The organism is Natronorubrum thiooxidans, from assembly GCF_900156475.1.
GTDB classification, from domain to species: domain Archaea; phylum Halobacteriota; class Halobacteria; order Halobacteriales; family Natrialbaceae; genus Natronorubrum; species Natronorubrum thiooxidans.
Genome location: NZ_FTNR01000013.1, coordinates 60902 through 83997, shown reverse-complemented (window position 1 = coordinate 83997; position 23096 = coordinate 60902). Strand labels below are relative to the sequence as shown.

Sequence of the window (23096 nt, the reverse complement as noted above, 5' to 3'; positions counted from 1 at the left end):
GTTCACTCCTCGAGGTCGGCGGCAGCGTCGCGGAACAATCCGTCGAGGATCTCCGGGGTCGTCGGGTGGTACGCGCGGTCGGGGAGTTCGCGGACGTCGAGTCCCAGTTCGACGATGATCTGCATCGTCTTGGCCATCGCGTCGGCGTGATAGTGTAGCCCCTGCCAGCCGCGGACGGTCCCATCCGTTCCCACGACGAGCCGCCCGAGTCCGTCAGCCACGTTTTTGGTCTTGAAAACGCCGTCGCTGGTTACCTCTCTGGTCACCACGAGGTGTTCGATGTCACCCTCACGGGCCGACTCCGCCGAGTGACCGACGCGCGCGTACGGCAGGACGCCGAGTCCCGAGAATACGACGTGGTGGTGGACGTTCTCGTACGCCGAGAGCGGGTCGCCATCGCGGTGGGAACGAATGTTCTCGGCGGCGGTAAACCCCTGTTCTTTGGCGACGTGAAGGATCGGTTCCTTCCCGTTGGCGTCGCCAACGACGAACACCCGATCATCCGCCCGTGCTTGCATCGTCTCCCGAACCCATCCGGGTTCGGACGTGAGCTCAGTGTGCTCGAGTCCAAGCCGGTCGACCGCAGGCCGCCGCCCAGTGAAAGCAAACAACTGGTCAGCGTCGATCGCTCGCTCGGTCCCGTCTTCCTCGATGTACATCCGAACGCCGCCATCATCGGTTGGCTCGACGCGTTTTTCAGCTGTCTCGGTGAGGACGGTCACGTCGAACGCCTCGCGATAGTACTCGAGGAGCGCGTCGCCGAACGGCGGATCCGCCTCGTCAAGCGGCCGGGAGTCGTGTTCGATCACCGTGAGGTTCATTTCGCCGGCCTCGGCGAGATACGGGACCAGTTCAATGCCGATGTAGCCAAATCCCATGACGATTCCCGAGTCGCCGAACTCGGTTGCGTCGAGGACGTCGGCACTCGTCGATACCGGGACATCCTCGATGCCGGGAAGTGGCGGCACGAAAACGTTCGAGCCAGTCGCCACGACGATGTACTCGGGTTCGAGCGTCTGTTCACCGACTCGAAGCGTTCGACCGTCCACGAAGGTCGCGGTCTCGCGGAGCAACGTGACGTTCTCCCGGTCGGCCAATCGATCGACTGCAGCCCGGCGGTGTGCGGCGAAGTCAGCCGTGTGCTCGTCTTTTGTCTCCACGACACGCTCGAGATCGACAGTCGGCAACGCTCCCTCGAGTCGCGGATCGTGGCGAGCCGCGAACCGGTGTTCGGCGGCCGAGAGCACCTCTTTCGATGGCATACAGCCACGGAGGATACAGAGTCCGCCGCCGGGCTCACCATCGTCGACGAGCGTCAACCGAATGGTCGGGTCGTCTGCGAGTTGCTGTGCGACGGCGACGCCGGCGCTGCCGTACGCACCAACGATCGCAACATGCGTTTCCATAATGAAAAGAGCGTTTAGCGCGGACTTAATCGTTCGGTGACGTGGGACTCACCAGCTTACCACTTCCTCGATGGAACAACTCCGTTTCGTGGTTTCGACACACATGTTGCTAATGAGAAACACCGTGCCTGCTATCCACTCCGAACTGAAATGCGAGGAGTCCTCGGTAGGACAGCAGGCTGTTCTTTCGTTCCCGGAGACACTTCGATCGAGACGTCGTGTGTCGGGCCGCAAACGAATCATGACGCACTTCGGCACCCGTTCGTTCGCCGTAGGCCATGCTATCGGTCACATACCACCCGAAAATCGAGTAGCCGTTCGACGTAGGAGACAGCAACAACTGAATCGAGTGACACACGCATCGCACAGCTGTCGTCCGATGCGGCCTGCAGTGACGTCAGTGACTACCATAGATTCGTCGACGTGAGCAAACTCGAGACGGTTCCGGAGACACCAGTGTCTCGGCTCGAAGAAAAAATGGCCGCTTCCTGTGCAGCGACGGTGCACGACCGGGGTGGTGGTTCAGGCCCAGGCCTCGTAGCTGCGGCCATGGTCTCCAATCGTTTCTGGACCGCTCTGGCCGTGATCCGTACTCGTCCCTCGTCGGTGGCGCTCCCGTCTTGGAAGCCAAGGGGGTCGAGAGACGACGACATGGTTCCCATACTGGACGATCGAACCGAATCCCCATCGGCCGTTCCGAGCGTCAGTGCTGGTCCCGACCGACGGTGGACTGCAACGAATCGAGCGCCCCTCCATCGATGACGTCTGAGCAGCCGAGTGAGGATGAACTGGTTGAAGCACTCGAGTCGCAACGTTCGAAAACGAACGAACGGCAGATCAAAGACGAGTTCTACGGAATTTACGAGTGTGTGACGTGTTCGAATGTGTGTCTCACGATTCGGGATCCGCCAGAGACGATGACGTGTCACGGAGAGTCGATGCGTCGCGTGACGACGTGTTCGATCGATGTTCAGACACCCGAAGTAGAATCCGTGCTGTTGGAGGCGTTCGGATTGCCGAAGGCAGGAATCGACATCTGTACCTGCGTCATCAACCAGCGCGCGGCGTCGGCATCACAGGTCGCCGATCTGCTCGGATACGATCGGAGTACGGTAACTCGATACCTGAACAAACTGGTCGAAGTCGGGATGCTAGACCGTCATCAACTCAACCGTGAGGACGGGGGCGTTGTCAACGTCTATACGGGATTGCCGATAGAGGACGTGAAACGGGAGACGATCGTCGGGTTCTACGTCTGGGCCGGCGAAGCGGCAAAACTGATCGAGGCAGCGAATCTACAAAAAGAGCAACAGCTCGACGAGCGATCAAATACTGAAGACGAAGAAAAACCGATGCTCATCTGGGAGCGATTGAAAGAATCGATGCGATCTCGGTTCGAGGGCTCGGAGTAACGGCAGTCAGTTTCTCACGCTGCGAGATAGCAACTGCTGCGGTGGCAAATGATTCAAGAAATGTACGTGCTTAAAAATAGGGGACTTAGCGCCTCGATTCAGCGAACGGCGGGAGATGCAGCGTTTTAGGGCTTGATCGAACGCGCCCGATCTAGGATCGCCACTACTTGACCAGTCATCGCCGTTCTTTCGACTGTCTCTTGCTTGGCGTCGTACTGAATCAGTTCAGCGTCCGCTAACTTCGGAAGCTGTGCGTGATACAGGGACAGACGGATGGTTGCCGGTGTTTCTTCGTTCGGTCTCGGTATCCGCTCGACTAATTCGTCGACTGAGACGGTGTTTGAACGCTGTGAGAGATACGAGAGAACAAACTGACATCGTGAATCCGCCAACGCTTGAAACGAAGAGAGTGGTTGAACAGTTCGTCCCTCACGTTGTGGCTGATTATTCGTTGACATTATTTCCAGTCCGCACTCGGCCGACTGCATCGTCGTTCGCGATGCGAAGCGACCGAATACGAGTCAACCCAATGTGCGTCGGTACATTAACAGTAGCGTGGGTGTGGAAGAGTGCGAACACATCAGCGCCGATGTAACTTCGATTAAAAGACGTATTACCAACTACGTCGTTGACAACCGCTTGAATCCTCTTCGTTTCCGGTGGGTTGACCAACTGTATAGTGCTCACAGGTCAACTTGACCTAAGCGTATACGAATCGTCATTTCGGCCCGATTACACGGACGCGACACGGTTATTACTCTGACCACCATCGGTTCTGTCTCAGTATGTCCTGTATCGTACAGAATACGTTTGACGACGAAACACCGGCCAGCGTGGCTATAGTCGAAACCATCTGTACTATCAAAAATATCGATCCGGCGAAATCCATGGCGGAATTGGACTCGGTTCTGTACGATCACATTGATCCCGTCGCGCTCGACAACATCGTCGGTTCGAGAACGAGCACCGAACCGATACGTATCGAGTTCGAATTCGATGAGTATCACATCCGTGTCACTAACGCTGGTCGTATTTTCGTGCGTGTCTGTGCCGACAAAGAGTGATATCGACGTTCTGTGTCCGAAAATTCGTGGCGAGTAGGAACACTCCGCTCGGAAAAATATCACACATCCCCTACGAACCCTGGTCGTGTGCCGTTCGATTTCACGACGAGTACGTGATGACCGGAACGCTCTCGGATCAGCGCGTGATGGCGGAATTCGCTGGCCGCTATGGGGTCGAGTCGATCTGTACTGTCGACGGATCACGGGGACCGACGTTCCGTGTTTGACCGTTCTCGAGAGCAAATAAATCAAACAGATACCGAGCGTTTCGCCGGGATCTGGTGGCAATGAGCCGTCACGTAGACTGATCGTCGTCTCCAACACCATTCAGAGATCAGTAGCTCGTTTGAGAAAAGGAGTCTCCCACGGGTTCGGTAGTCCGTGGCGCTGTTCGGAGACTAACCGGACACATCCACAGCAACATTGATTCGGCCTCGAGTGGCCACATCGTCGATGAGACGGTACAGGAACGGCGGATAGTGCACGGCCAGTGCATAACCGGGACAGAAATTTATACCAATACATCAGAGTAATTATAATGCTCGTTATCCACGCGACATTCCCGATCGATCCGGATAGCCGTGACGAAGCTCTCGAACTCGTGCAAGATTTAGCCGAACACTCCCGCAAGGAAGACGGTATCGTCGACTACCGAGTCACGACGGACGTCGAGAATTCGAACGTGTTCCGTTTCTTCGAACGATACGAGGACGAGGCTGCCTTCGGCGTGCATGCGGAGACGGACCACTTCGCGGCGTTCGAAGCGGTACTCCCGGAGTTGCTTTCAGGTGAACCGGAAGTCACCCGATTTGATATCGAATCGGCATCGCCAGTCGAACTGTGACCATCGAGACGCGTAACCTTGCTTTCGAGTAGGAAACGCGGTGGCAACGGGCAACGGTACCCCCGACTCACTCGCCCTCACAATCGGGTTGGGGCCCGTCTACGGCATGATCCTCATACTTGGTGGGATGGCGTTCTAGATGTGGATAGTCCTCGGACTGGACTCCGATCTCGATACGATGGTGATGTTTGGAACGGCCCACGTCGTCTACGGCGTCGTTCTCGGCGCAGGGATCGTTGCTTGGTCGAATCGATCACAAGAGCGGTAACAAGACGAAATTATCCAGCGCCCCTCTACTGTACCAGATGATACACCACTCGATACTCGATCACGGGCCGCTTTCGGTAGCGACTCGAGACTTCGGCGCCGACCTGTCTCCGAACCACTTCTGGGAGACTGATCTCTCAGTGCACACTCCAGAGAGACTCGAGCCGTGTTCCATCGAACCCCATACTCCCCGAACGAAGGATGTGGTCCCCGCTGTTGTGGCTGAACAGCCGGTCAACGGCGACGAGTCCCTCGGATTCACACTGTTGCCCGTGAATAGGGGTATCGGAGGGCGATCACTGTGAGACGGTTCGTACTCGTTGCGGCCGGGGTCACGCTTGGGTCGTTGCTACTCGCCAGTTCGATCGGAACAACAGCAGCCTCGTTCGACAGCCCACTCGTGGTGAGTTCGCTACTCAGTTCGTTTCCAATGGAGGCGTTTCTCGCCCACTGGTGGGTGTTTCCGGCATCGATCCTGTTCTCGACGATCGCACTCGCATCGGGTGTGTCAGGAGCACTCTTTTTTAGCCCGTTCTTTCTGCTGGTCGTCGGGCTACAACCGGCACAGGCGATCGGTGCCGGACTTCTAACGGAAGTGTTCGGAATGGGAAACGGCCTCCGGTCGTACGTCAAGCAGGGCCTCGTCGACTACGCGGCGGCCAAGTGGCTTCTGCTCGGTGCCGTGCCATCGATCATCGTCGGCGCGTTCGCCGCGCAGTACGCCCCAGAAGGGGTATTGCGTGGGGTCTTCGGCGTCGGACTGGTCGTCCTCGGTGGATTTCTCGTCTACTACGAGCCGCCCGACAAGTGCGTTCCCGGTGAGGGAGAGGGGCCGTATCTGGAACGGAAGAACACTGGACGTGGCAAGACGGTCGTCGAAGCCGCCGACGGCGAGCGATACGTGTTCGACACCTGCTGGCGTCCACCCGGCGTGGCACTGGCGACAACAGGCGGATTCATTACTGGACTCATCAGCGCTGGCCTCCCCGAGATCGTCACGACACAACTCGTGATTCGATGTCGCGTCCCGCCTCGAGTTGCGATTGCGACGTCGGTCTTCGTCCTCGCCGTGGCTGCTGTTGCCGGAGCGGCCGTCCATGCATTGAGTGCGACACCCGTCTGGTATGTCGTTGCCTGGTCGATCCCGGGCGTCCTGATCGGCGGGACGATCGGGACTCGCGTCGGTAAGTACGTCCCGAGCGACCTCATGGAGGCCGGTCTCGGTGTCATCTTCGTCATCGTCGGCGGGATCGTTCTCGTGACGACGTTCCTGTTGTGAGTCGTGGTGTCCCCCCGACGACCGAACGGACGAAATCCGAGACAAGTGCTCGAATAGGGACCACCGGTTTCGCCCCCGTGCACTGTGAACGCAGCACCGCTGTGGTTATATAATACTTCTCGGAGTACGACCCCCTATGACGAACGGTTCCACTGAACTAACGCCACCGGAGTTCACAGTCGACGACGTTCTTCGGATTCCAGACGACCGCTTTACACCGGATACTGTCGCGGTCGTCACTGGCGGTGGATCAGGTATTGGGCAAGCGACGAGCGTTGCACTCGCACTGAACGGGCTAACCGTCGCTGCCGTGGATATCGACGAAGAAGGACTCGAGGAAACAGTTGACGTTGCAACGGCTCTCGACGCAGAGGGGCGAGTCGTCCCGCTCGAGGGCGACCTCACCGACGACGAGGCCGTAGAGGCAGCCATCGACGAAGCCGCCGACCTCGGGACGATCCGCTATGCCGCGAACATTGCCGGGATGCAACACATTGCGCCGATTGCTGACTTTCCGATGGAGACGTACGATTTCATGCACGATCTCATGCTTCGGTCGCCGTTTTTGCTGTCGAAGTTGGTCATCCCCCATATCGAAGCAACGGACGACGGTGTCGGTGCGATCGGGAACATGTCCTCAGTGCACGGCCATTACGCGACGCAGAACAAACCGGCGTACATCACGCTGAAACACGGGCTTACCGGACTGACTCGAGCGATCGCGGCCGAAGGTGGCGGATCACTCCGGGGATTCTCGGTGAGCGTCGGCTACGTGCTGACACCGCTGATGGTCGATCAGATCGAAGACACGGCCGAAGAGCGCGGCATCTCCGAACAGGCGGTGATCGAGGACGTCATGCTCGGGCAGGCTCGCACTACGGAGATGATGACGCCCGCGGAGGTTGCAAACCTGTTCGTCTTCGGGTTCTCGAGTCATGCGAAACACCTAAACGGCGCCGACTTGCTCTGGGACGGCGGCTACACCACGACATATGAGTGAGGCCGGTTCGAGGAACGTCGCGATCGCCTGTCAGGGCGGGGGGAGCCACACCGCGTTCACTGCCGGCGTTCTGAAGGGGCTGTTCCGCGAGTGGCCCGACGACTGCGAACTGGTCGGGATCAGCGGCACCTCCGGCGGCGCGTTCAACGCCCTCGCGGCGTGGTACGGGCTCGTTACGGCTGATGAGGCACGCGCCATCGAACTCCTCGAGGCGCTGTGGACCGATCTGTCGGCGACCGACGTCGGCGATCGGTTCCTGAACAACTGGGCTGCCGGGCTCTCGCGACTCGAGAGCAACGGAATTCCGATTCCACAGCTCAGCCCGTACCAGACACCCGGCTCGGAGGCTGGGAAAGATCGGATCCGGGAGACGCTCGAACGACATATCGAGTTCGCGGAAATTCCTGGCCTCTGTACAAAAAACGCTCCGAAGCTCGTCGTCGGAACGGTCGACGTTAACGCCGGTATCTTCGAGACGTTCGTCGACGAACAGGTGACGCCGCAGGCGGTGCTCGCGTCGGCTGCCGTCCCGACCCTTTTCGAGGCCGTCGAGATCGATGGCCACCTCCACTGGGACGGGCTGTTCTCCCAGAACCCACCGATCGACGACCTCATGGCCGGCAACGCCGGCCGCAAGCCGGACGAACTGTGGGTCATCCAGATCAACCCCCAAGAGATCGAGGGCGAGCCCACCTCCATCGAGGAGATTGCCGATCGGCGCAACGAACTCGCGGGGAATATTTCGCTGAATCAGGAGCTCCACGTCATCAAACGCGTCAACGAGTGGATCGACGCCGGACACCTCCCCGAGGACGATTTTTCGAGGACCGCTGTTCGACGAATCCCGATGGAAGAGAACTACCACTGTTCGACGAAAGTCGATCGGAGCCCGTCGTTTATCCGGGAACTGATCGACCTCGGTGAGACGCGCGCAGCCGCGTTTCTCGATGTCGGCCCGCCCGACGAGAGCGCCTACACTGTCTCGGAGCCACGCCACAATCATCCAATCGACTAACCGATCACAACCAAACCACAATGTCACGACTACCACTACTCGAACTCGACGACATTCCCGAGGCGTATCACCACCTGTTCACCGACGAGTATCTCGGCGACCGCCACATCTTCCGTGCGTGGGCGCACAACCCCGAGGTGCTCGAGGCAACCCTCGAGTATCTGAACACGCTCTACGACCAGCTTGGCCAGCGACGAAAAGAGCTGGTCATCCTCACTGTCGCTCGAGCGCGTGGCGCGCGCTACGAGTGGCACCAGCACGTCGACATCGCTCGCGAGAAGGGTGTTACACTCGAGGAGATGCGGGCGATCGGCGGCGACGACTTCTCGCTGTTCGACGACACTGAGTACGTCTTGCTCCAGTACGCTCGAGCCGTCGAATCGGGAACGGTGACGGACGAGATTCACGACGCGCTGGCTCGCGAGTATTCGCCGGCCGAAATCGTCGTCGCCGGGCTGCTCATCGATTTCTACGTCGGTCTCTGTAACTACATCGCCTCGGTCGACCTCCCGTTCGAAGGCGGCGAGTTCGTTGGCTGGACGCCCGACGACGAGGCGGTCGCCCGGCTTTTCGACGGGGACTCATCATAGTCAATTCGGTCGCTCCAGACACCTGAACGGACGATTTCGGGTGTTGCGGGCGGAACACTTTCGTCGCTCGTCCATGTCACTGTGTGTATGTCGACGACAATTACGACACCGAGTGTGGATGCGTCCTGTGCGTACTGCGAGTCGCGGATCTTCGATCACGATCCCATCTGTGTGCGCGACTGCACCGCCGACTGTGGCTCGCCGACGTACTTCTGCAACTACGCGTGTCTGTCAGCGCACATCGACGAGAGCGACCTGACTGCAGGCAACGTCTGCGAGTGGTCCTCCGATTGACATCCTCCTCCGCCTGGAGGCGGAGGAATCCCGAGCGGTGGGAGTTTCAGGTTTGCAACCAGGGACGCCGTCACTTTACGGGAACCCGTTTAACCCAGTCGTCGTGGTCGGTGGCTGACTGGCGGTGCCAAACCGCCGGTACTCCTATCCTCGGCGTCGTGGTCCCCATCTGTTGTTTTTGCCAGCAAGGAGTCGCTGACGCGTCAACGGACTCGGAGTTATCGTGGGCGTGCTCGACCGACGGGCACAGTGACGAACCCTTCAAGGATTCGCGTTCACCGCATCGGCGTTTCGGATATTGCCTCGTTAGATGGCGGGTGGACCGCCTCCGACGGTCGTTCGGAATCCGCTCCGTTCCGACCTGACCTTACTTCTGAGAAAGAGTTCCCCCAACTTGAAAGTACGGATTGGAAAGTCCAACTATGCTATCGTCAGTAGAACGTGACACGGAGTGACGGCGCGTATCCACGGCGTAAACACCGTGGTATTGCGCCTGCTCCGCATATAACGTCCGGGACTGTTGATTCTGGTCAATCTCGATGTTTCTCATCAGATCGAGACGTCCCTGAACGCGGCTTCAACGACTTTGCCCAGCGTCGGGTGGGCATGAATCGTGTTCGCCACCTCGTCGACGCTGGCGCCGGTTCGCATCGCGACGACTGCCTCGTGGATCAGCATCGACGCCTCGTAGCCGATAATGTGACAGCCCAGGATCTCGCCGTCAGGTGTCGCGAGCACTTTCACGAAGCCGTCCTCGAGTTTCTTCGCTCGCCCCATCGCCGAGTCGGCGTAGTCAGCGCGACCGACGATGTACTCACGGCCAGCGTCCTCGAGTTCCGCTTCGGTGGCTCCAACGCCAGCGATCTGGGGCTCGGTAAAGATCGTGTGTGGCATCGCCGTGAGATCGAGCTGGCGGCGGTCGTCGTGGACGACGGTATCGATCACGTGGCGTGTCTCGTAGTCGCCGGAGTGTTTGAACAGCGCGTTGCCAGCCACGTCGCCCTGCGCCCAGATGTTTTCGGCGGTCGTCTCGAGATAGTCGTCCGTTTCGATAAAGCCACGGTCGTCGACCTCGATGCTGGTTGCCTCGAGGTTCAACGCGTCGGTGTTCGGCCGTCGGCCGAGGGCAACGAGAACGTCCGACCAATCGACAGCGAGCGTCTCACCGTCGTCGGTCTCAGCGTGGACGCGGTACTCGTCTCCGATCTCCTCGACTGCTGTCACCAGATGGCCAGTGTGGACGTCGTGGCGATCGCTTGCGATTTCCGTCAGGGTCGTGGCGACCGCTTCGTCCTCACGTGAGACGAGCGAGTCGTTCTTTTCGATGATGGTGACGTCTGTGCCGATCGAGTCGAACACGTAGCCGAGTTCGACGGCGATGTAGCCACCGCCGAGGATGACGAGACTCTCCGGCGGCTCGGTCAGGTACAGCGCCTCCTTGCTCGTCAGATAGTCGATCTCCTCGAGGCCGTCGATCGGCGGCACGACGGGCCGACTTCCCGTTGCAACGACGATCTTTTCACCGGTTACCGCCTGCCCGTCGAGTTCGACCGTCCGTTCGTCGACGAACTGTGTTCGCTCTTCGAACAGCGTGAGCCCCTCCATGTTCCGGTAGCGGGCTGCCATATCCGAGGCGATCCCGCCCAGCAGGTCGTCCATCTCGTCGACGACACGTTCCCAGTCGATGCCCTCGAGACTGGCATCGACGTGAAACTGGTCTGCGTCCCGGACGTGGCTAACCGCGTTTGCGGCCTGAATCAGGATTTTCGATGGGTTACAGCCGCGATTGAGACAGGTGCCACCGAGCGGCCCGGGTTCGACGAGCGCGGTCTCGAGGCCGTGCTCCGCTGCCGCCGCGGCGACGTTGTTGGCTGTGCCACCACCGATGACGATGAGCTCAAAATCGGTCATTCCACCGGTATCGACTTCGGCAAGGTATAAATAGCGACCGGGGGTGTTCACCACCGAGACACGACCGACGAGACAGCGGTGCAAAGCGGCTGCTCGAACATCCAGTGCTAGTGTTCGGAGTCGGCGATTTCCGCGTAATACTCCGCTTTTGTCCAGTTGCCGTCGAGATACTCCCGAGCCCACTCGGGTTCGAGAAAGACCATGAAATCGACACTCCCATCGTCATCACGAGCGGTCGGCATCGCTCGCCGATCGAACCCCTGATCGACGATGTCGGCGTAGGCAGGTCCGAGGATTTCGATGTCGGCCTCAGGGCCACCGCTGTCGGTGTAGTCTGGAACGAACATCCCGTTTAATTCCCAGCCGGAGACCGAGAGTTCGTCGTCGATGGCGTCGACCATCTCCGCTGCGAGTTCGGTTGCCAACTCGCTGTCCTCGTCGGTTTCGCTGTTTTCGTCGTGGTCGTGATCGCCGTCATCACTGTGGGTGTCGTCCGATGCGCCGTCGCCGCTGTCGCTGATACACCCAGCGAGCGTGCCGCCGCCGATGGCAGTTGCAGTAGCGAGTACGGTTCGTCTCGAAATCCCGTTAGCTAGTTCGGATGCACTCCGCTGTTCCATACGGCCTGTCCGTAGTAGGCCAATAAATCGAGTTTGGTTCAACTCTCGAAAGTGTGGCGACAGGAGTTCTACAGCCGGACGGTTCCGCATACGAACGAGAACTGGGCCAGACTCTCATCATGCTCGCCACTCGAACTATGCTAATCACCCACACGAAGCCTGAAACCCGATCGTCATGTAAGTCTCCTCACATTTCGATGTTTTACACCTGTATGAATGTTATCCGGTTGGGCGTTGGCTACGAACACCCATCGAGATAATGTGACTGTAATGACATCACACAGGCGAGTCCGCAATTACGTCACACAGGCGATCGGCTCACGGCGGTGGTTTACAGCGATGGCGTCTCGCCTGAAGCGCCGGCAACGTCGATCCGTCCGGAAACGTACACGAGACTCAGCAGCATCAGGACAACGCCGAGCGGCAACAGCCACGCGAACATAGTCAACAGAAGGCCACTCGCCTGAATGCCAAGTGCGATCAAGATGACGGGGCCACAGCACACCGTTCCAGATAGTAGTGCGGGCACCGACGCGAACAGCCCGGATCCCGCGCCGATCCCGCAGGCTGCCGGCTGGACGACCGCGAGATAGGTCAGCCCGAGGTTGAGGCCGACGAGCCCAGCGATCACGAGCCCGATCGCCACGTTGACTGGCGACACCAGCACGCGAACGACACCGGTGTCGAGAAGTGCAACAGCCTCGAACGATGCCGGGCCGGTTCGGTCGAACATTCGGACCAGCGGCTCGTCGACCACGATCAGATTCGCCGCTACGTCCGGTCGGAAGGCGAGGTCACCGATCGCCCAGAGAAAAACGGCGAGGTAGACGATCGCGATGCCGACTGCGACCGACAGCGAGTCGCCTCGGCGAACAACGAGCGCCGTCGCAGCTCCCGTCTCGTCGAGTCGGCGCTTCAGATTTGGGCTGAACCGGGTATCCGTGCTCATTCGTGCACCACCGTCGACGGATAGTAGCCGAACCACGCGAACCACATCGCGTCGAACGCGATCTCGCGCTCGAGTGGCAGCGCATCCGGGTCGTACTCGTCGCCATCGACAGTGAACGTCCCGTCGTCGTATTCGACTGCCTCCGTGGCGGGATTGTGATACACGTAGCCCGTATCGAGCGCCTCGTCGTAGACGGTCACGTACGGAACGTCGCTTACTGTCCCCTCGATGACCAGTTGATCGCGGAGCGTCTCCTTGGGGACGGCCATCGCGCCGTCGGCGTTTCGCATCCCGATGACGACCGCCTTCGGTGGGAACTGGTCGTCCGTCGCCAACGGAGTAAACAGCGTGTTCTCGTTGTCGTAATACCCGCTTCTGGGATTGTACTCTCCATAGGGGTCGTCACCGTAATTACGAATGTGGCCGGTCTCCTCCGTGAGCACGACCGTCTCCGGATACTGCTCGCGCCATCGTCCCCACGTCGTCCAGGTTACCTGAAACTCCTCGAGGTATGCCCCCTCGAGCGGGCCGTTGAGTCCCCACGCAAGTATTTGGGGCCACCACGTCTCTGTCCCGCGGTCGAACATGACGAGATTGCTGTTGATCAGTTGGCCGGAGACGCCGAATTCGCTCTCGCCGCGATAAAAGCCCTGTGCCGTCCCGGTCAGGGGACAGTACGTGACCGCGACCGGCTCGCCGCCGACGACGTCGTTGACGATTTCGTGCCAGACGAGAATGTACTGGGGATAGGCCTTCGCTTCGCCGTCCATTTCGACGCCGAAGACCGGATCGTCCGCCTCAAGGGTCGCCGGTGGATCGTCGGCGGAGGCGAATTGCGGCTCGTCGATGGAGGGAATGCCGTCCTGTCCCGGCCCGCCGGAGAGACTCGCGGCCTCGAGTTCGTCGGCCGTGTACTCCTCGGGGAGCGACCGATCAGCTGTCGGTGGGCCACTCATCGACGTGGATTCGTCGTTTGTTCCGCGCTCGAGGATACTGGGGCCACCGAGACAGCCTGCCAGTGCAGAGAGACCGACAGCACCCGTCGCGCCGAGAACGCGCCGTCTGGATATGCCGTTTGTCATGTGACTGTCTCGCATAGGGACTAGCAGGATCCCATCCCAGATAACCTGCCGTCGGTTGTGTGTGCCGAACGCATAGCCGCGAGACAGTGTTTAGTCTCGGGCGATAGAACACACAGGTGTGGCCCGCACTCAGGAGACTGACACCGAAACGGACGGCGGTCGAACGAACGCAACGGCACGGGATCCGTTCCGAAACGGGATCGACCGACGCAGAGTACTGCAGTCATCGGCCGCCGTTGGGGCGACTGCAACGTTGGCCGGATGTCTTTCTGAGGCGGGCGGGCAACGGGCACCGACGATGTACGTGTTCAACACCGGTGATCGAACGCTGAGTCTCATCGATGTGGATACTGACGAGGTGATCGAGACTGTCTTCATCGGCACGACTGCGTCGTTCCCGGCCAATCAGTACGGGACCGGCATCGATTCGACGTACGACACGCTCTGGCTCAACGTCTCGGGCGGCGTCAAAGCCCTCGATCAGCAAACGGTAGACGAGGTCGCGACGATCGAGACGGGATTTGGGCCGAACTACCCCAATCTGACACCGGACGAGACCCAGCTGCTCGTCGCAAGCGGCGGGACGACGACGTTGGATCCCGACCCGGCAGATCCAGACGACCACGTTCTCGTTCGAATCGACGCTGATCGGGAGAGCGACACGTTCGGCGAGGTCACGGGCGAACTCGAGGTCGGCTACGCAGGCCCGTGTGATATGACACTCACTCCCGACGGTGAGTACGCGTTCGTCCCGAATATCGCAGACGAGACGATAAGCGTCGTTCGCGTCGATCCGTTCGAAATCGTCCGTCGAGTCGACGTCGGCGATCCAGCCGATCGCGGGAACGTGCTCCCGTTTATGACGACGGCGTCGTTCGACGGCGAGTATCTCCTGGTTGAAAACGGCGAGGGCGAACTGGGCTCCGATCCGGCGATTCCGCGCGAGGGTTCCGAAAGCATCTGGGATATCTCGACTCCCGAACAGCCAGTGGAGCTGGAACGCATTACCCGCGATGATGGGTTATCGGCACCCCCGATCACGAGTGAAGTCAGTCCCGACAGCGACGTCGCCTATCTCTTCACGCCGGCGATCGACGCGGTCACAGTGATCGACCTCGAGGAGCGAGCGGTCGTGCGAGACATCGACGTCGGTGGAAGCGCGATTTCAGGTGCGTGGGGTCCATCTCGTGAAAAGCTGTACGTCCCGGTGCAGACAGCAAACCACGTGGCCGTAATCGACCACGCCCAGCGGGAGTTGCTTACGACGATCGAGACTGGGGAGTCCCCGACTGGTGCCGTCGGTGGGATGGTCCGACCGGAGACGACTCCCAGCCAGCGGATCCAGAGTTCGCTTGCGTCCCTCGGACTCACAGTTGGCGAGCGAGAGCCGACGTTCTGTCCCGACGACAACTGTTACTGTGGCTGATACGGACTCTCGTCAGTCGGTGTCGGTCTCTTCGACGCTTGCGAGTGTCGTCCCGATGTACCGCGCGACGGCACTGCTCGTTCGAAGAGCGTCCGGTTCCGTTTGCAATGTTTATAACGATGGACCGCGTACGAAAAGAGAGACAACTACTGGCAGCCACCATTCGGACCACTTTGTACAATGACAGACACACACTACATCGAACGGAAGGATTTGACCGCCACGGAGATCATCGACGCGGTCGATGCTGGCAGTCGTATCGTCATCGAAATCGAGTTTCTTGGCAAACCGATTCGAATGGCTATTCGGAAACGAAACGAGACGTACTACTGTGATACACCGGTCAAACTGCTCACATACGACACCGAAGCGGAAATGCGAACCTGTCTCGAGCGATATCGACTCGCCAAGCCGGAGGGCGAATCCAGCCGCGAGGACGAACTCGAGTTATCCGGCCGCAGCGACAGTCACAACCCAAAATAGATCATCAGTACCGATACATACCTACGCATGACATCAGACACTCGGAGGGATGAGCCGAAATGACGGATCCCGACCCGGAGCTAGACGAGCTAATGCGTATCGACGACCCGGAGTTCGACCGCGTTCTCGAGTGCGTGTTCGGAATCCACGCCCACGAACGACGTACGTACTTCGCGCTGCTCGAGCTACCCGGTAGCACGGTAACCGAACTCGCTGACGAGCTAGACCGCGACCGAAGCAGCGTGAATCGCTCCCTGTCGACACTCTCTGAGAAGAAACTGATCGAGCGTGACCGAAAGATCCTGGACGGTGGTGGATACGTCTATCAGTATTTTCCGACGCCGATCCCGGACGCCAAAGCCCTGATGCACGACACAGTCGATCGGTGGGCGACACAGGTCCACGAGCGGATCGAGTCGTTCGATCCGTGACGAAGACGCGCTCGAGTAGGTACGGACTGCCAACTCGTGAGCCGCGATAGCGACAGCTGACCCGGGTTCCACTTCTACACGTGGTCGTCGCGCGATGGGACGTACAGCGAGGACCGGGGTCTATATAATCCTCTCGCGGTACGGCGGCGGTAATACACTCCCGAGATACCCTCAACTTCTACTCTCCCAATCATCTACTCGTATGCCAACCAATGTATCACGGTCCGTCGACCGCCGTCGATTGCTGCAGGTGCTAGGTGCGAGTGGGGCGCTTGCAGTCGCGGGCTGTCTGGGTGATGAGGAGTCCGATGAGCCAGCCGAATCCGACGACGGTACCGGAGCCGACGATATGGATGACGGTACGAGTGGCGCTGACAGCGAGGATCCAAACCTCGAGCCAGCGCCGACCGGTGCTGCACTGACAAACGACGAAATCCGGACACTCGTCGACGCGTTCGACGACAGAGTGTTCCAGGGTGAACAGAGCGATCCGTTTACGCCGTCACACGTGACGAAGTGGGTAAGCGACGACACGTTCATCTTCCTCCACTTCGACGAGCCGAATCCCGAAGAGGCGAACAACCTGCTTTGGGTCGGTGTCGGAACCAAGGGCGTCTTCTCGGAAGCGGGCCAGCCTGGTCCGGAGTTCACGCATTTCCACCAGTACGAGGCGGATGACTGGGACGGCGGGCACGGCGGCGAGGTCGGCGACGAAGGCTACTGGCTCACGCACATTGCTGTCGACGAGTTCGAGAGCCCCTTCGGCGAAACCGAACCCGGCGTCGACTACGAGTTCATGCCCACGCCGCCGGCAGCGTTCGACGGCGACTCGGTGGCGGATTTCGAGATCGAGGGGCAGGGCGGGCTCGATGACGACGATATCGAGACGCTGATCGAACTCTTCGACGACGAGCCCTTCGAAGGCGGACAGGCCGAAGACGGGTATCCGAACGTGCCAGCCCATATCGCCAAATGGGTTACCGAGGACGTGTTCGTCTTCCTCCACTTCGATGAACCGGATCTCAGGGAGGCAAGCGACCTCATCTACTACGGTATCGGCGTCCGTGGTGAATTCACAGCGGAAAGTCAGCCCCACGAGGACGACTTCACGCACTTCCACAAATGGAACGCCGAGTCCTGGGATGGCGGCCACGGCGGCCAGGAGGGCCAACACGGCTACTGGCTCGTCCACCACGCCGTTCGGCCACTCGAGATGCCGTGGGGTGACGTTGCGGTCGGTGTCGATCGGAACTTCATGCCGACGCCACTGGAGTGAGTGCACATGGGAACGAAGCGTTCAGAGTGGACGCGACGGAAACTGCTCCGTCGGTCTGGAACCGCCACGGTCGTTGCTGTCTCAGCGCTCGCTGGCTGTCTCGACTCCGAGACTGACGAGACCAATGAGGCTACCGATGATGCTGAACCGGCCGAGAGTGACGACTCGGACGACGATTCGTCGGCGACGGATGAGACAGCCGACGCCGATGACGGAAGCGACGTACTCGTCGACATGACGGGCGAAGAGACCATCGAAATCGAACTGGTCGATGGTGAGGAAAGCGACGACGGCGCGTTCGCGTTCAGACCCGACCACGTGCAGATCGATGCGGGGACGACCGTCCGCTGGATTAGCACCCACGATATCTTCCATACGATCACGTCGACAGACTCACTCGAGCAGAAGTCACCAAGCGGTGCCTTCCGAGAAACTGTCTCGACTGAGGGGGACAGTTACGAATGGAACGCCGACGAACCCGGAACGCAGCACTACTACTGTGAGCCACACGCCGGCTTCATGGATGGAACACTCGAAATAGTTTGAAAATACGATAGTTCGGCAATATATATTTCTGAAGACATATTTGATGGCGTTCCGATTTCCGTGTTTTTCGCATCTGAAATCGAAGCCATGCCGATGATACGTATCTTGTAACGAGTACGAATCATCGACAAGAAACACGGCGTCGTCGACCTCGTATTCCTCGCTAAATTCAGTGAGAAACAAATAAGCGAAATTCTTCGCTATCGTCGCTTCGGGCTTTGTATACAGTAATTTGTTTGTTTGTGGATCGACAGCGGCGTACAGCTAACACTTCTCGTCGTTCAGTTGGATCACGGTTTCGTCAACCGCAATGTGGTCCGATGATCATTCATCTGCCAGCTGTAGATTGGCCTTGTGGACCCAATTATGGACAGTCAATCGAGCACGCTCGACAGTAACTCTCTCAAAAATAGAGATAGTATTTGAAAGAGAAAGTTTTGCTAGAGATAGCTGAATACTCAATTTTATCAGTCGCGATGTCGCTTCTCGCTATACAAAATCCAGGTCGGTCTGGCTGAGACTACTACCGAGACACGCGTTTTCGGGTATAGATATTCAGAAAATGTGACTTCTCCCTTTTTATCATTATCTAAACACTGTCGTTGACCGCCGTTGACCGCCGTAGCTGGCGTCGAATTCGTTTCGTCGCCGTCCCGCTGGTAACTGGCTAGCACTATTCACAACGTTGGAATTTCAAAACATTCAAACTATTATAAAATAGTATTTGTTCCTACTGTTTACGGTCGGTGACGTGAGGTTGTGGTATTCAAACACCGTTGAAGCGTCAAGTGATTCGACCGACTGAGGCGGTGCCGACATACGCTCTTTTTTGTCATAGAACGTGTTATATACGAAGCAGTAGGGTGCAGAACGTGTGTCTAGCACAACTGTGGCTCCGAAAAATACAATTCTATTTATATTTCATCGAGCGTCGTTACTAATCTGCCTCTGCAGGCGGACGGGGGTGTCGAGACGTTCGCTGATCGATCTTCGCTCCACAACTGGGACAAATGAGGGAACGAACGCTGTCGTTCTGAACTTCGAGCCAGTCTTTGGGTATCTCTCCCTCGTGATCGCACTCGAAACAGAAGAGAGTCAATTTCTCTCGGGTGTTTTGATTGTGAATTTTGTTGCTTGCTCTCATTAGAGATAGTTACGTCTCTACAGTAATAGCGCTTATTCGAAATGAATAATGGTTGTATACATGCCGTGGAGACGGCGATATTTGTCTCGCTGGAATGCAAAATCTTGATGATATCGAAGAGAGTCTCCGAGAGGAAGGGTTTGACCTGTAGGCGTCTGTTCCGATAACTCCAGTCGGTGTTGTTTTGAGTCGACTGAGACTGCACCTCGATCGCGATCGACTTGGGTATCGGCAACGTGTTAAACAGTTAGCTGAGAATGCATTCTGAAATACTGACACGGACTGTTATAATCCGTTACTGCTGATAACCGACTCCCTCTCTGGTGATCAGCGGTAACTCGGTACAGCAGACCGTATGCGAGTCGCTACGAATTGTAGGCTTCCTGGGCGAGTTGATGAAATTTGTGGACAGTGTGTTCGTTGGGTCCGAGCTGGGCCTGAGCAAGCGCTCCTGTTTTGAGGCCGTCCCACTGACGTTCGACCAGTTCGAAATCCTCCTCTTGGAGCTGGCGACTCGTGCGGACGAACTCTCGTTCGTCTTCGGTGAGTTCACTGTCTCGGAAATAGTAGTCTGCAATAAGTCTGAATTGATCGGTGTCGATCGGATCAATAATGTAGGTCCCATAGCCGTCGGCAGTGCCGTACATGTTGATCGTAAAGTTCGGCCAGAGGTAGTGGAACTGAGCCTCACGTTCGTCGTGGATGCGCACCTCGTCATCGATATCCGCTTCGTGGGTGTAGTGGAGTACCCAGTGATAATCGTTGACCTCGAGTTCAGATTCGTCGAGCGAGATACCCTTGATCCAATCCTGATGGTTGGCCTGGCAGTGATCACACTCGGAGTAGTTGCTGGCGAACACCTTCCAGTTACATTCGACTTCTGAACTGATCCGACACGCATGTTCGTACTCTTCGAGTGGGAGTGCCTCGAGTCGGTCTTTCATGACGCCAGCCTGCTCGGCCAGCAGCATCGGATCGTCACGAGGGTTCACGAACAGTAACGGTCCGATACTATCGACGTGGACGTCGTCTGCGCTGTCGAGTTCATCGAGATCGATGTGTTCGGGATCAGTCATCGGGACGTCAGTCACGATCGCTGAACCGTCGCGGGCTGAGACGTTTTTGACGGCACGAACGGTGCCATCATTGGCTCGAACAACGAGCAACTCTCGGTTGCCGATAGTCCGAGTGAAGAACTCACCGGGGTCTTTGATGCTGTTGGCGTGGCCTGCGTACATCCAGTACTGGCCGAATATCTTCTCGTTTTCCATCTCGAAGACGTCGTCTTCGGTAAAGTACCTCGCTGGTAATGCGTTCGATTTCGCCGTGATGTCTGGGCTTACTGGCTTCGTCTGAGCGCTATCCCATTGGGTCATACGGTACCACAATTGAGTAAATTCGCAAAAAGGGTTGGCCAGTGATATAGCATACTGTTATATAATCTCAGTTCCTAAGCAGGCTGATAGAAGTCGTCGGGCGATGTGATCGATCCGTTGGCGATCAGTATAGCAGCCACTGACAGTCCCTGCATACCGATCGTACGACAGCTGTGCGAGTAGTGTGGAATCCGTTTCAGTTGTTACATATAGCCGCCGTAGACCACCAAACTGTAAATTGGCTCGGTCGACAGTATGTGTATGGACGACCGAAAACAGGCACGGTTCGGCTCCGGCGGCGAACTCCAGACAGACGAGTCCGACGACACGGACGACAGTTCAGAGGCCGCTCGTACCGACTTCGGCGACGAACTTGCGGAAAACGAGACGAAATCGGGGGTGAACCGATATACCGTTTCTAGCCTGCTCCAGAAGGCGGTTCGCCGGTCGGATGAGGAGACTGCGGCGTGGGCTGCGTGGGAACTGGTTCGATCGGGATATGCGTGGAACTTCTGGGATCGCATCAACCTCTACGTCGTCGAAGACCTGCGTGCCGGTCACGACGTTGCGCTCGTAGTGAGTCACTACGAGGAACTGGCTCGCGAGCGCTGGTCGGAAGATTCTTGGCGCGGACGTCTCTGTGCAGTTCACGCTGCGCTTGCGGCTGCTCGAGCACCGTCATCTCGAGAGTCTGCACACGCGGACGACTACTTCGGCGAACTTTCCGAAGAACGCGCGAGCGCACGTGAGGAAGGCCGTGAGCCGCGGTATAAGCACCCCGCCGACGAACTCGAGCCTGATGGAAAGTACGATGTTGCGTTCGACCAACATACCTACGAGGGAACGCGACTTGGCCGAGATGGGGCCTTCTTCAGAACCCACGGGGCACGAGTCGGTCCTGACGGTGAGCCGGAACTGAGTCGCCAGTGGCGCCTCCAGAGTATGCAACTCGAGGACCGCGAGTACACCGAGGAGGAACTGGCCCGCGCTGTCAGGCCAGTTGATCCGGCGGACAAGTGGTCTCAGGACGACGAACCCCGACGGGAGGATTAATCGTCACGAGACACCCCTCCGATCGGGTGCTACCCAGCATCAACCTACCAGCCAAACCTGCTAGAACGCACCAAGATGGTCGTCCCGTGGTTCGTACAGTCCACCGGTCATCCGCACTTTGTGAATCTCGTCCAGCGTCTCGCCGATCGAAGTGCCTCGCTCGCTCATCACCGCCGAGATGATGCCGATCGGAACACCGTTTTCGTACTGGTTTTGAAGTTGCCAGACGACGTCCTTGAGATCCGTGCCTGTGACTTCCTCGTCTAGATCCAGCTGCGTACGGTCGAACACTACGTGGTGGCCCGTCACGCGGTAGTGACGGCGGTAAAACTCGATAATTTCGTTCGCAATGTCCGTCTGGAACTCGACGTCGCACTCCGGACAGGTTGCGACGTATGCTGCCTGATCGTGTGTTGGTGATTGGTCTTGTGTACTCATAGGTTTTTGCGATCGTGTACTGGTTTCGGTCGGTCGGTGGCTTTTGTTGTGATCACGAGTTGTAGGCTTCCTGAGCGAGCTGGTGGAACCGGTGGACGGTGTGTTCGTTGGGGCCGAGTTGGGCCTGAGCAAGCGCTCCTGTCTTGAGGCCGTCCCACTGACGTTCGACCAGTTCGAAATCCTCCTCTTGGAGCTGGCGACTCGTGCGGACGAACTCCCGCTCGTCCTCGGTGAGTTCACTGTCTCGGAAATAGTAGTCTGCGATCAACTGGAACCGATCGGTGTCGATCGGGTCGATAATGTAGGTGCCGTAGCCGTCGGCAGTGCCGTACATATTGACCGTAAAGTTCGGCCAGAGGTAGTGGAACTGAGCCTCACGTTCGTCGTGGATGCGCACCTCGTCATCGACATCCGCTTCGTGGGTGTAGTGGAGTACCCAGTGGTAGTCGTTGACCTCGAGTTCGGATTCGTTGAGCGAGATGCCCTTGATCCAGTCTTGGTGGTTGGCCTGGCAGTGGTCACACTCGGAGTAGTTGCTGGCGAACACCTTCCAGTTGCACTCGACCTCCGAGACGATTCGAGTGGCGTGTTCGTACTCTTCGAGCGGGAGTGCTTCGAGACGGTCTTTCATGACGCCGGCCTGCTCGGCCAGCGGCATCGGATCGTCGCTCAAGTTCACGAAGATGAATGGGCCGATGGTGTCGACGTGAACGTCGTTGAGACCGTTCGTTTCGCAATCGAACTCCTGTACGTCCTCGTCCTCGAGGTCGGGGTTCAGACTCGCTTCCTCGAAACTCTTGGGTGTACTCTGGAGTTTTCCCTCCAGATCATACGTCCAGAGGTGGTACGGACACCGGATCCGACTCGTTTCGGCGGGATCGGTCATCGGTGTATCTTCGACCATTTTCGACCCACGGTGGGCACAGACGTTATCGAACGCTGTGACGTTGCCATCGTGGTCGCGGACGATTATCAGTTGGCGGTCACCGATGGTTCGAGTGAAGAACTGACCGGGGTCTTTGATGCTGTTGGCGTGGCCTGCGTACATCCAGTACTGGCCGAATACCTTCTCTTTCTCCATCTCAAAGACATCGTCTTCGATAAAATACTTCGCTGGTAATGCGTTCGATTGCTCCGTGATATCGTCGCTCACGTCTTTCGTTTGTGAATCGCTCCACTGTGTCATACGG

25 protein-coding genes and 1 pseudogene are annotated in these 23096 nt (G+C 58.2%); 16 read left to right on the top strand and 10 right to left on the bottom strand.

Annotated elements, in window-relative coordinates:
• Window positions 1-2: 2 nt before the first annotated feature.
• Window positions 3-1406: an FAD-dependent oxidoreductase gene (locus tag BW940_RS16075; protein WP_076610230.1), complete on the bottom strand. Its 1404-nt coding sequence runs from the start codon at window positions 1404-1406 to the stop codon at window positions 3-5.
• Window positions 1407-2164: 758 nt separating this feature from the next.
• Here BW940_RS16075 and BW940_RS16070 point away from each other — a divergent pair.
• Window positions 2165-2818, top strand: a complete 654-nt coding sequence (locus BW940_RS16070; protein ID WP_084776789.1) for a helix-turn-helix domain-containing protein — start codon at window positions 2165-2167, stop codon at window positions 2816-2818.
• Between the two features lie 125 nt (window positions 2819-2943).
• Here the strand turns inward: BW940_RS16070 and BW940_RS22675 are convergent, their stop codons facing one another.
• The gene (locus tag BW940_RS22675; protein WP_449406681.1) at window positions 2944-3276 is read right to left on the bottom strand and encodes a DUF7344 domain-containing protein; all 333 of its coding nucleotides are present in this window, start codon (window positions 3274-3276) and stop codon (window positions 2944-2946) included.
• Between the two features lie 327 nt (window positions 3277-3603).
• Here BW940_RS22675 and BW940_RS16060 point away from each other — a divergent pair, with 327 nt between their 5' ends.
• The 9 genes from BW940_RS16060 (at window position 3604) to BW940_RS16025 (ending at window position 9171) form a co-directional block, all read left to right on the top strand.
• Complete coding sequence (locus BW940_RS16060; protein ID WP_076610228.1) at window positions 3604-3882, top strand: HalOD1 output domain-containing protein; 279 nt, start codon at window positions 3604-3606, stop codon at window positions 3880-3882.
• A 26-nt stretch (window positions 3883-3908) separates the two neighbouring features.
• Entirely contained in the window at window positions 3909-4109 is a 201-nt protein-coding gene (locus BW940_RS16055) for a hypothetical protein (RefSeq protein ID WP_143823915.1), read from the top strand.
• Between the two features lie 311 nt (window positions 4110-4420).
• The gene (locus tag BW940_RS16050) at window positions 4421-4726 is read left to right on the top strand and encodes a putative quinol monooxygenase (RefSeq protein ID WP_076610226.1); all 306 of its coding nucleotides are present in this window, start codon (window positions 4421-4423) and stop codon (window positions 4724-4726) included.
• Window positions 4727-4865: 139 nt separating this feature from the next.
• The gene (locus BW940_RS22390) at window positions 4866-4994 is read left to right on the top strand and encodes a hypothetical protein (protein WP_268875555.1); all 129 of its coding nucleotides are present in this window, start codon (window positions 4866-4868) and stop codon (window positions 4992-4994) included.
• Window positions 4995-5393: 399 nt separating this feature from the next.
• Window positions 5394-6272, top strand: a complete 879-nt coding sequence (locus BW940_RS16045; protein WP_394329405.1) for a sulfite exporter TauE/SafE family protein — start codon at window positions 5394-5396, stop codon at window positions 6270-6272.
• Between the two features lie 136 nt (window positions 6273-6408).
• Window positions 6409-7272, top strand: coding sequence for an SDR family oxidoreductase (locus tag BW940_RS16040; protein ID WP_076610225.1), 864 nt, complete (start codon window positions 6409-6411; stop codon window positions 7270-7272).
• The gene (locus BW940_RS16035) at window positions 7265-8287 is read left to right on the top strand and encodes a patatin-like phospholipase family protein (RefSeq protein WP_076610224.1); all 1023 of its coding nucleotides are present in this window, start codon (window positions 7265-7267) and stop codon (window positions 8285-8287) included. The genes BW940_RS16040 and BW940_RS16035 overlap by 8 nt, the downstream gene beginning before the upstream one ends.
• A gap of 20 nt (window positions 8288-8307) precedes the next feature.
• A complete protein-coding gene (locus BW940_RS16030; protein ID WP_076610223.1) occupies window positions 8308-8877 on the top strand; it encodes a carboxymuconolactone decarboxylase family protein in 570 nt (189 codons plus the stop codon).
• A gap of 87 nt (window positions 8878-8964) precedes the next feature.
• Window positions 8965-9171, top strand: coding sequence for a hypothetical protein (locus BW940_RS16025; RefSeq protein ID WP_076610222.1), 207 nt, complete (start codon window positions 8965-8967; stop codon window positions 9169-9171).
• A gap of 549 nt (window positions 9172-9720) precedes the next feature.
• Here BW940_RS16025 and BW940_RS16020 read toward each other — a convergent pair.
• The 4 genes from BW940_RS16020 to BW940_RS16005 all read right to left on the bottom strand — a co-directional run bounded on the left by BW940_RS16020 (window position 9721) and on the right by BW940_RS16005 (window position 13733).
• Complete coding sequence (locus BW940_RS16020; protein ID WP_076610221.1) at window positions 9721-11082, bottom strand: dihydrolipoyl dehydrogenase family protein; 1362 nt, start codon at window positions 11080-11082, stop codon at window positions 9721-9723.
• Between the two features lie 107 nt (window positions 11083-11189).
• Window positions 11190-11702, bottom strand: coding sequence for a hypothetical protein (locus BW940_RS16015; protein WP_076610220.1), 513 nt, complete (start codon window positions 11700-11702; stop codon window positions 11190-11192).
• A 331-nt stretch (window positions 11703-12033) separates the two neighbouring features.
• Window positions 12034-12651: a hypothetical protein gene (locus BW940_RS16010; RefSeq protein ID WP_076610219.1), complete on the bottom strand. Its 618-nt coding sequence runs from the start codon at window positions 12649-12651 to the stop codon at window positions 12034-12036.
• Window positions 12648-13733 carry a DUF3179 domain-containing protein gene (locus BW940_RS16005; protein WP_235847823.1) on the bottom strand — a complete coding sequence of 362 codons (1086 nt, stop codon included), beginning with the start codon at window positions 13731-13733 and terminating at the stop codon, window positions 12648-12650. Before BW940_RS16005 ends, BW940_RS16010 begins: the two co-directional genes overlap by 4 nt.
• 118 nt (window positions 13734-13851) lie before the next feature.
• Between BW940_RS16005 and BW940_RS16000 the strand changes: the two genes are divergently transcribed.
• From BW940_RS16000 to BW940_RS22465, 5 genes are all read left to right on the top strand, one after another.
• Window positions 13852-15159 carry a YncE family protein gene (locus BW940_RS16000; protein WP_216819670.1) on the top strand — a complete coding sequence of 436 codons (1308 nt, stop codon included), beginning with the start codon at window positions 13852-13854 and terminating at the stop codon, window positions 15157-15159.
• Between the two features lie 180 nt (window positions 15160-15339).
• Window positions 15340-15642, top strand: a complete 303-nt coding sequence (locus BW940_RS15995; protein ID WP_076610216.1) for a hypothetical protein — start codon at window positions 15340-15342, stop codon at window positions 15640-15642.
• Window positions 15643-15701: 59 nt separating this feature from the next.
• Window positions 15702-16073, top strand: coding sequence for a helix-turn-helix domain-containing protein (locus BW940_RS15990; RefSeq protein ID WP_076610215.1), 372 nt, complete (start codon window positions 15702-15704; stop codon window positions 16071-16073).
• 202 nt (window positions 16074-16275) lie between these two features.
• Window positions 16276-17349: a hypothetical protein gene (locus tag BW940_RS15985; RefSeq protein ID WP_076610214.1), complete on the top strand. Its 1074-nt coding sequence runs from the start codon at window positions 16276-16278 to the stop codon at window positions 17347-17349.
• A gap of 6 nt (window positions 17350-17355) precedes the next feature.
• Window positions 17356-17895: a cupredoxin domain-containing protein gene (locus tag BW940_RS22465; protein WP_076610213.1), complete on the top strand. Its 540-nt coding sequence runs from the start codon at window positions 17356-17358 to the stop codon at window positions 17893-17895.
• Here the strand turns inward: BW940_RS22465 and BW940_RS22120 are convergent.
• Window positions 17884-18444, bottom strand: a pseudogene (locus BW940_RS22120) (IS6 family transposase); the annotation flags it as partial. The gene BW940_RS22465 and the pseudogene BW940_RS22120 overlap by 12 nt on opposite strands.
• A gap of 960 nt (window positions 18445-19404) precedes the next feature.
• A complete protein-coding gene (locus tag BW940_RS15975) occupies window positions 19405-20415 on the bottom strand; it encodes an aromatic ring-hydroxylating oxygenase subunit alpha (protein WP_076610212.1) in 1011 nt (336 codons plus the stop codon).
• A gap of 261 nt (window positions 20416-20676) precedes the next feature.
• On the opposite strand from BW940_RS15975, the gene BW940_RS15970 reads away from it, so the two are divergent.
• Complete coding sequence (locus BW940_RS15970) at window positions 20677-21468, top strand: hypothetical protein (protein WP_076610211.1); 792 nt, start codon at window positions 20677-20679, stop codon at window positions 21466-21468.
• 60 nt (window positions 21469-21528) lie between these two features.
• On the opposite strand, the gene BW940_RS15965 is transcribed toward BW940_RS15970, so the two are convergent.
• The gene (locus BW940_RS15965; RefSeq protein WP_076610210.1) at window positions 21529-21906 is read right to left on the bottom strand and encodes a hypothetical protein; all 378 of its coding nucleotides are present in this window, start codon (window positions 21904-21906) and stop codon (window positions 21529-21531) included.
• 52 nt (window positions 21907-21958) lie between these two features.
• Window positions 21959-23092 (bottom strand): aromatic ring-hydroxylating oxygenase subunit alpha, encoded by a 1134-nt coding sequence (locus BW940_RS15960; RefSeq protein ID WP_076610209.1) that lies wholly within the window; start codon window positions 23090-23092, stop codon window positions 21959-21961.
• Window positions 23093-23096 lie beyond the last annotated feature (4 nt).

Coding starts and splice junctions, on each gene's coding strand:
- BW940_RS16075 (WP_076610230.1), bottom strand. CDS start 1,406: ATGGAAACGCATGTTGCGATCGTTGGTGCGTACGGCAGCGCCGGCGTC.
- BW940_RS16070 (WP_084776789.1), top strand. CDS start 2,165: ATGACGTCTGAGCAGCCGAGTGAGGATGAACTGGTTGAAGCACTCGAG.
- BW940_RS22675 (WP_449406681.1), bottom strand. CDS start 3,276: ATGTCAACGAATAATCAGCCACAACGTGAGGGACGAACTGTTCAACCA.
- BW940_RS16060 (WP_076610228.1), top strand. CDS start 3,604: ATGTCCTGTATCGTACAGAATACGTTTGACGACGAAACACCGGCCAGC.
- BW940_RS16050 (WP_076610226.1), top strand. CDS start 4,421: ATGCTCGTTATCCACGCGACATTCCCGATCGATCCGGATAGCCGTGAC.
- BW940_RS22390 (WP_268875555.1), top strand. CDS start 4,866: ATGTGGATAGTCCTCGGACTGGACTCCGATCTCGATACGATGGTGATG.
- BW940_RS16040 (WP_076610225.1), top strand. CDS start 6,409: ATGACGAACGGTTCCACTGAACTAACGCCACCGGAGTTCACAGTCGAC.
- BW940_RS16035 (WP_076610224.1), top strand. CDS start 7,265: ATGAGTGAGGCCGGTTCGAGGAACGTCGCGATCGCCTGTCAGGGCGGG.
- BW940_RS16030 (WP_076610223.1), top strand. CDS start 8,308: ATGTCACGACTACCACTACTCGAACTCGACGACATTCCCGAGGCGTAT.
- BW940_RS16025 (WP_076610222.1), top strand. CDS start 8,965: ATGTCGACGACAATTACGACACCGAGTGTGGATGCGTCCTGTGCGTAC.
- BW940_RS16020 (WP_076610221.1), bottom strand. CDS start 11,082: ATGACCGATTTTGAGCTCATCGTCATCGGTGGTGGCACAGCCAACAAC.
- BW940_RS16015 (WP_076610220.1), bottom strand. CDS start 11,702: ATGGAACAGCGGAGTGCATCCGAACTAGCTAACGGGATTTCGAGACGA.
- BW940_RS16010 (WP_076610219.1), bottom strand. CDS start 12,651: ATGAGCACGGATACCCGGTTCAGCCCAAATCTGAAGCGCCGACTCGAC.
- BW940_RS16005 (WP_235847823.1), bottom strand. CDS start 13,733: ATGACAAACGGCATATCCAGACGGCGCGTTCTCGGCGCGACGGGTGCT.
- BW940_RS15995 (WP_076610216.1), top strand. CDS start 15,340: ATGACAGACACACACTACATCGAACGGAAGGATTTGACCGCCACGGAG.
- BW940_RS15990 (WP_076610215.1), top strand. CDS start 15,702: ATGACGGATCCCGACCCGGAGCTAGACGAGCTAATGCGTATCGACGAC.
- BW940_RS15985 (WP_076610214.1), top strand. CDS start 16,276: ATGCCAACCAATGTATCACGGTCCGTCGACCGCCGTCGATTGCTGCAG.
- BW940_RS22465 (WP_076610213.1), top strand. CDS start 17,356: ATGGGAACGAAGCGTTCAGAGTGGACGCGACGGAAACTGCTCCGTCGG.
- BW940_RS15975 (WP_076610212.1), bottom strand. CDS start 20,415: ATGACCCAATGGGATAGCGCTCAGACGAAGCCAGTAAGCCCAGACATC.
- BW940_RS15970 (WP_076610211.1), top strand. CDS start 20,677: ATGGACGACCGAAAACAGGCACGGTTCGGCTCCGGCGGCGAACTCCAG.
- BW940_RS15965 (WP_076610210.1), bottom strand. CDS start 21,906: ATGAGTACACAAGACCAATCACCAACACACGATCAGGCAGCATACGTC.
- BW940_RS15960 (WP_076610209.1), bottom strand. CDS start 23,092: ATGACACAGTGGAGCGATTCACAAACGAAAGACGTGAGCGACGATATC.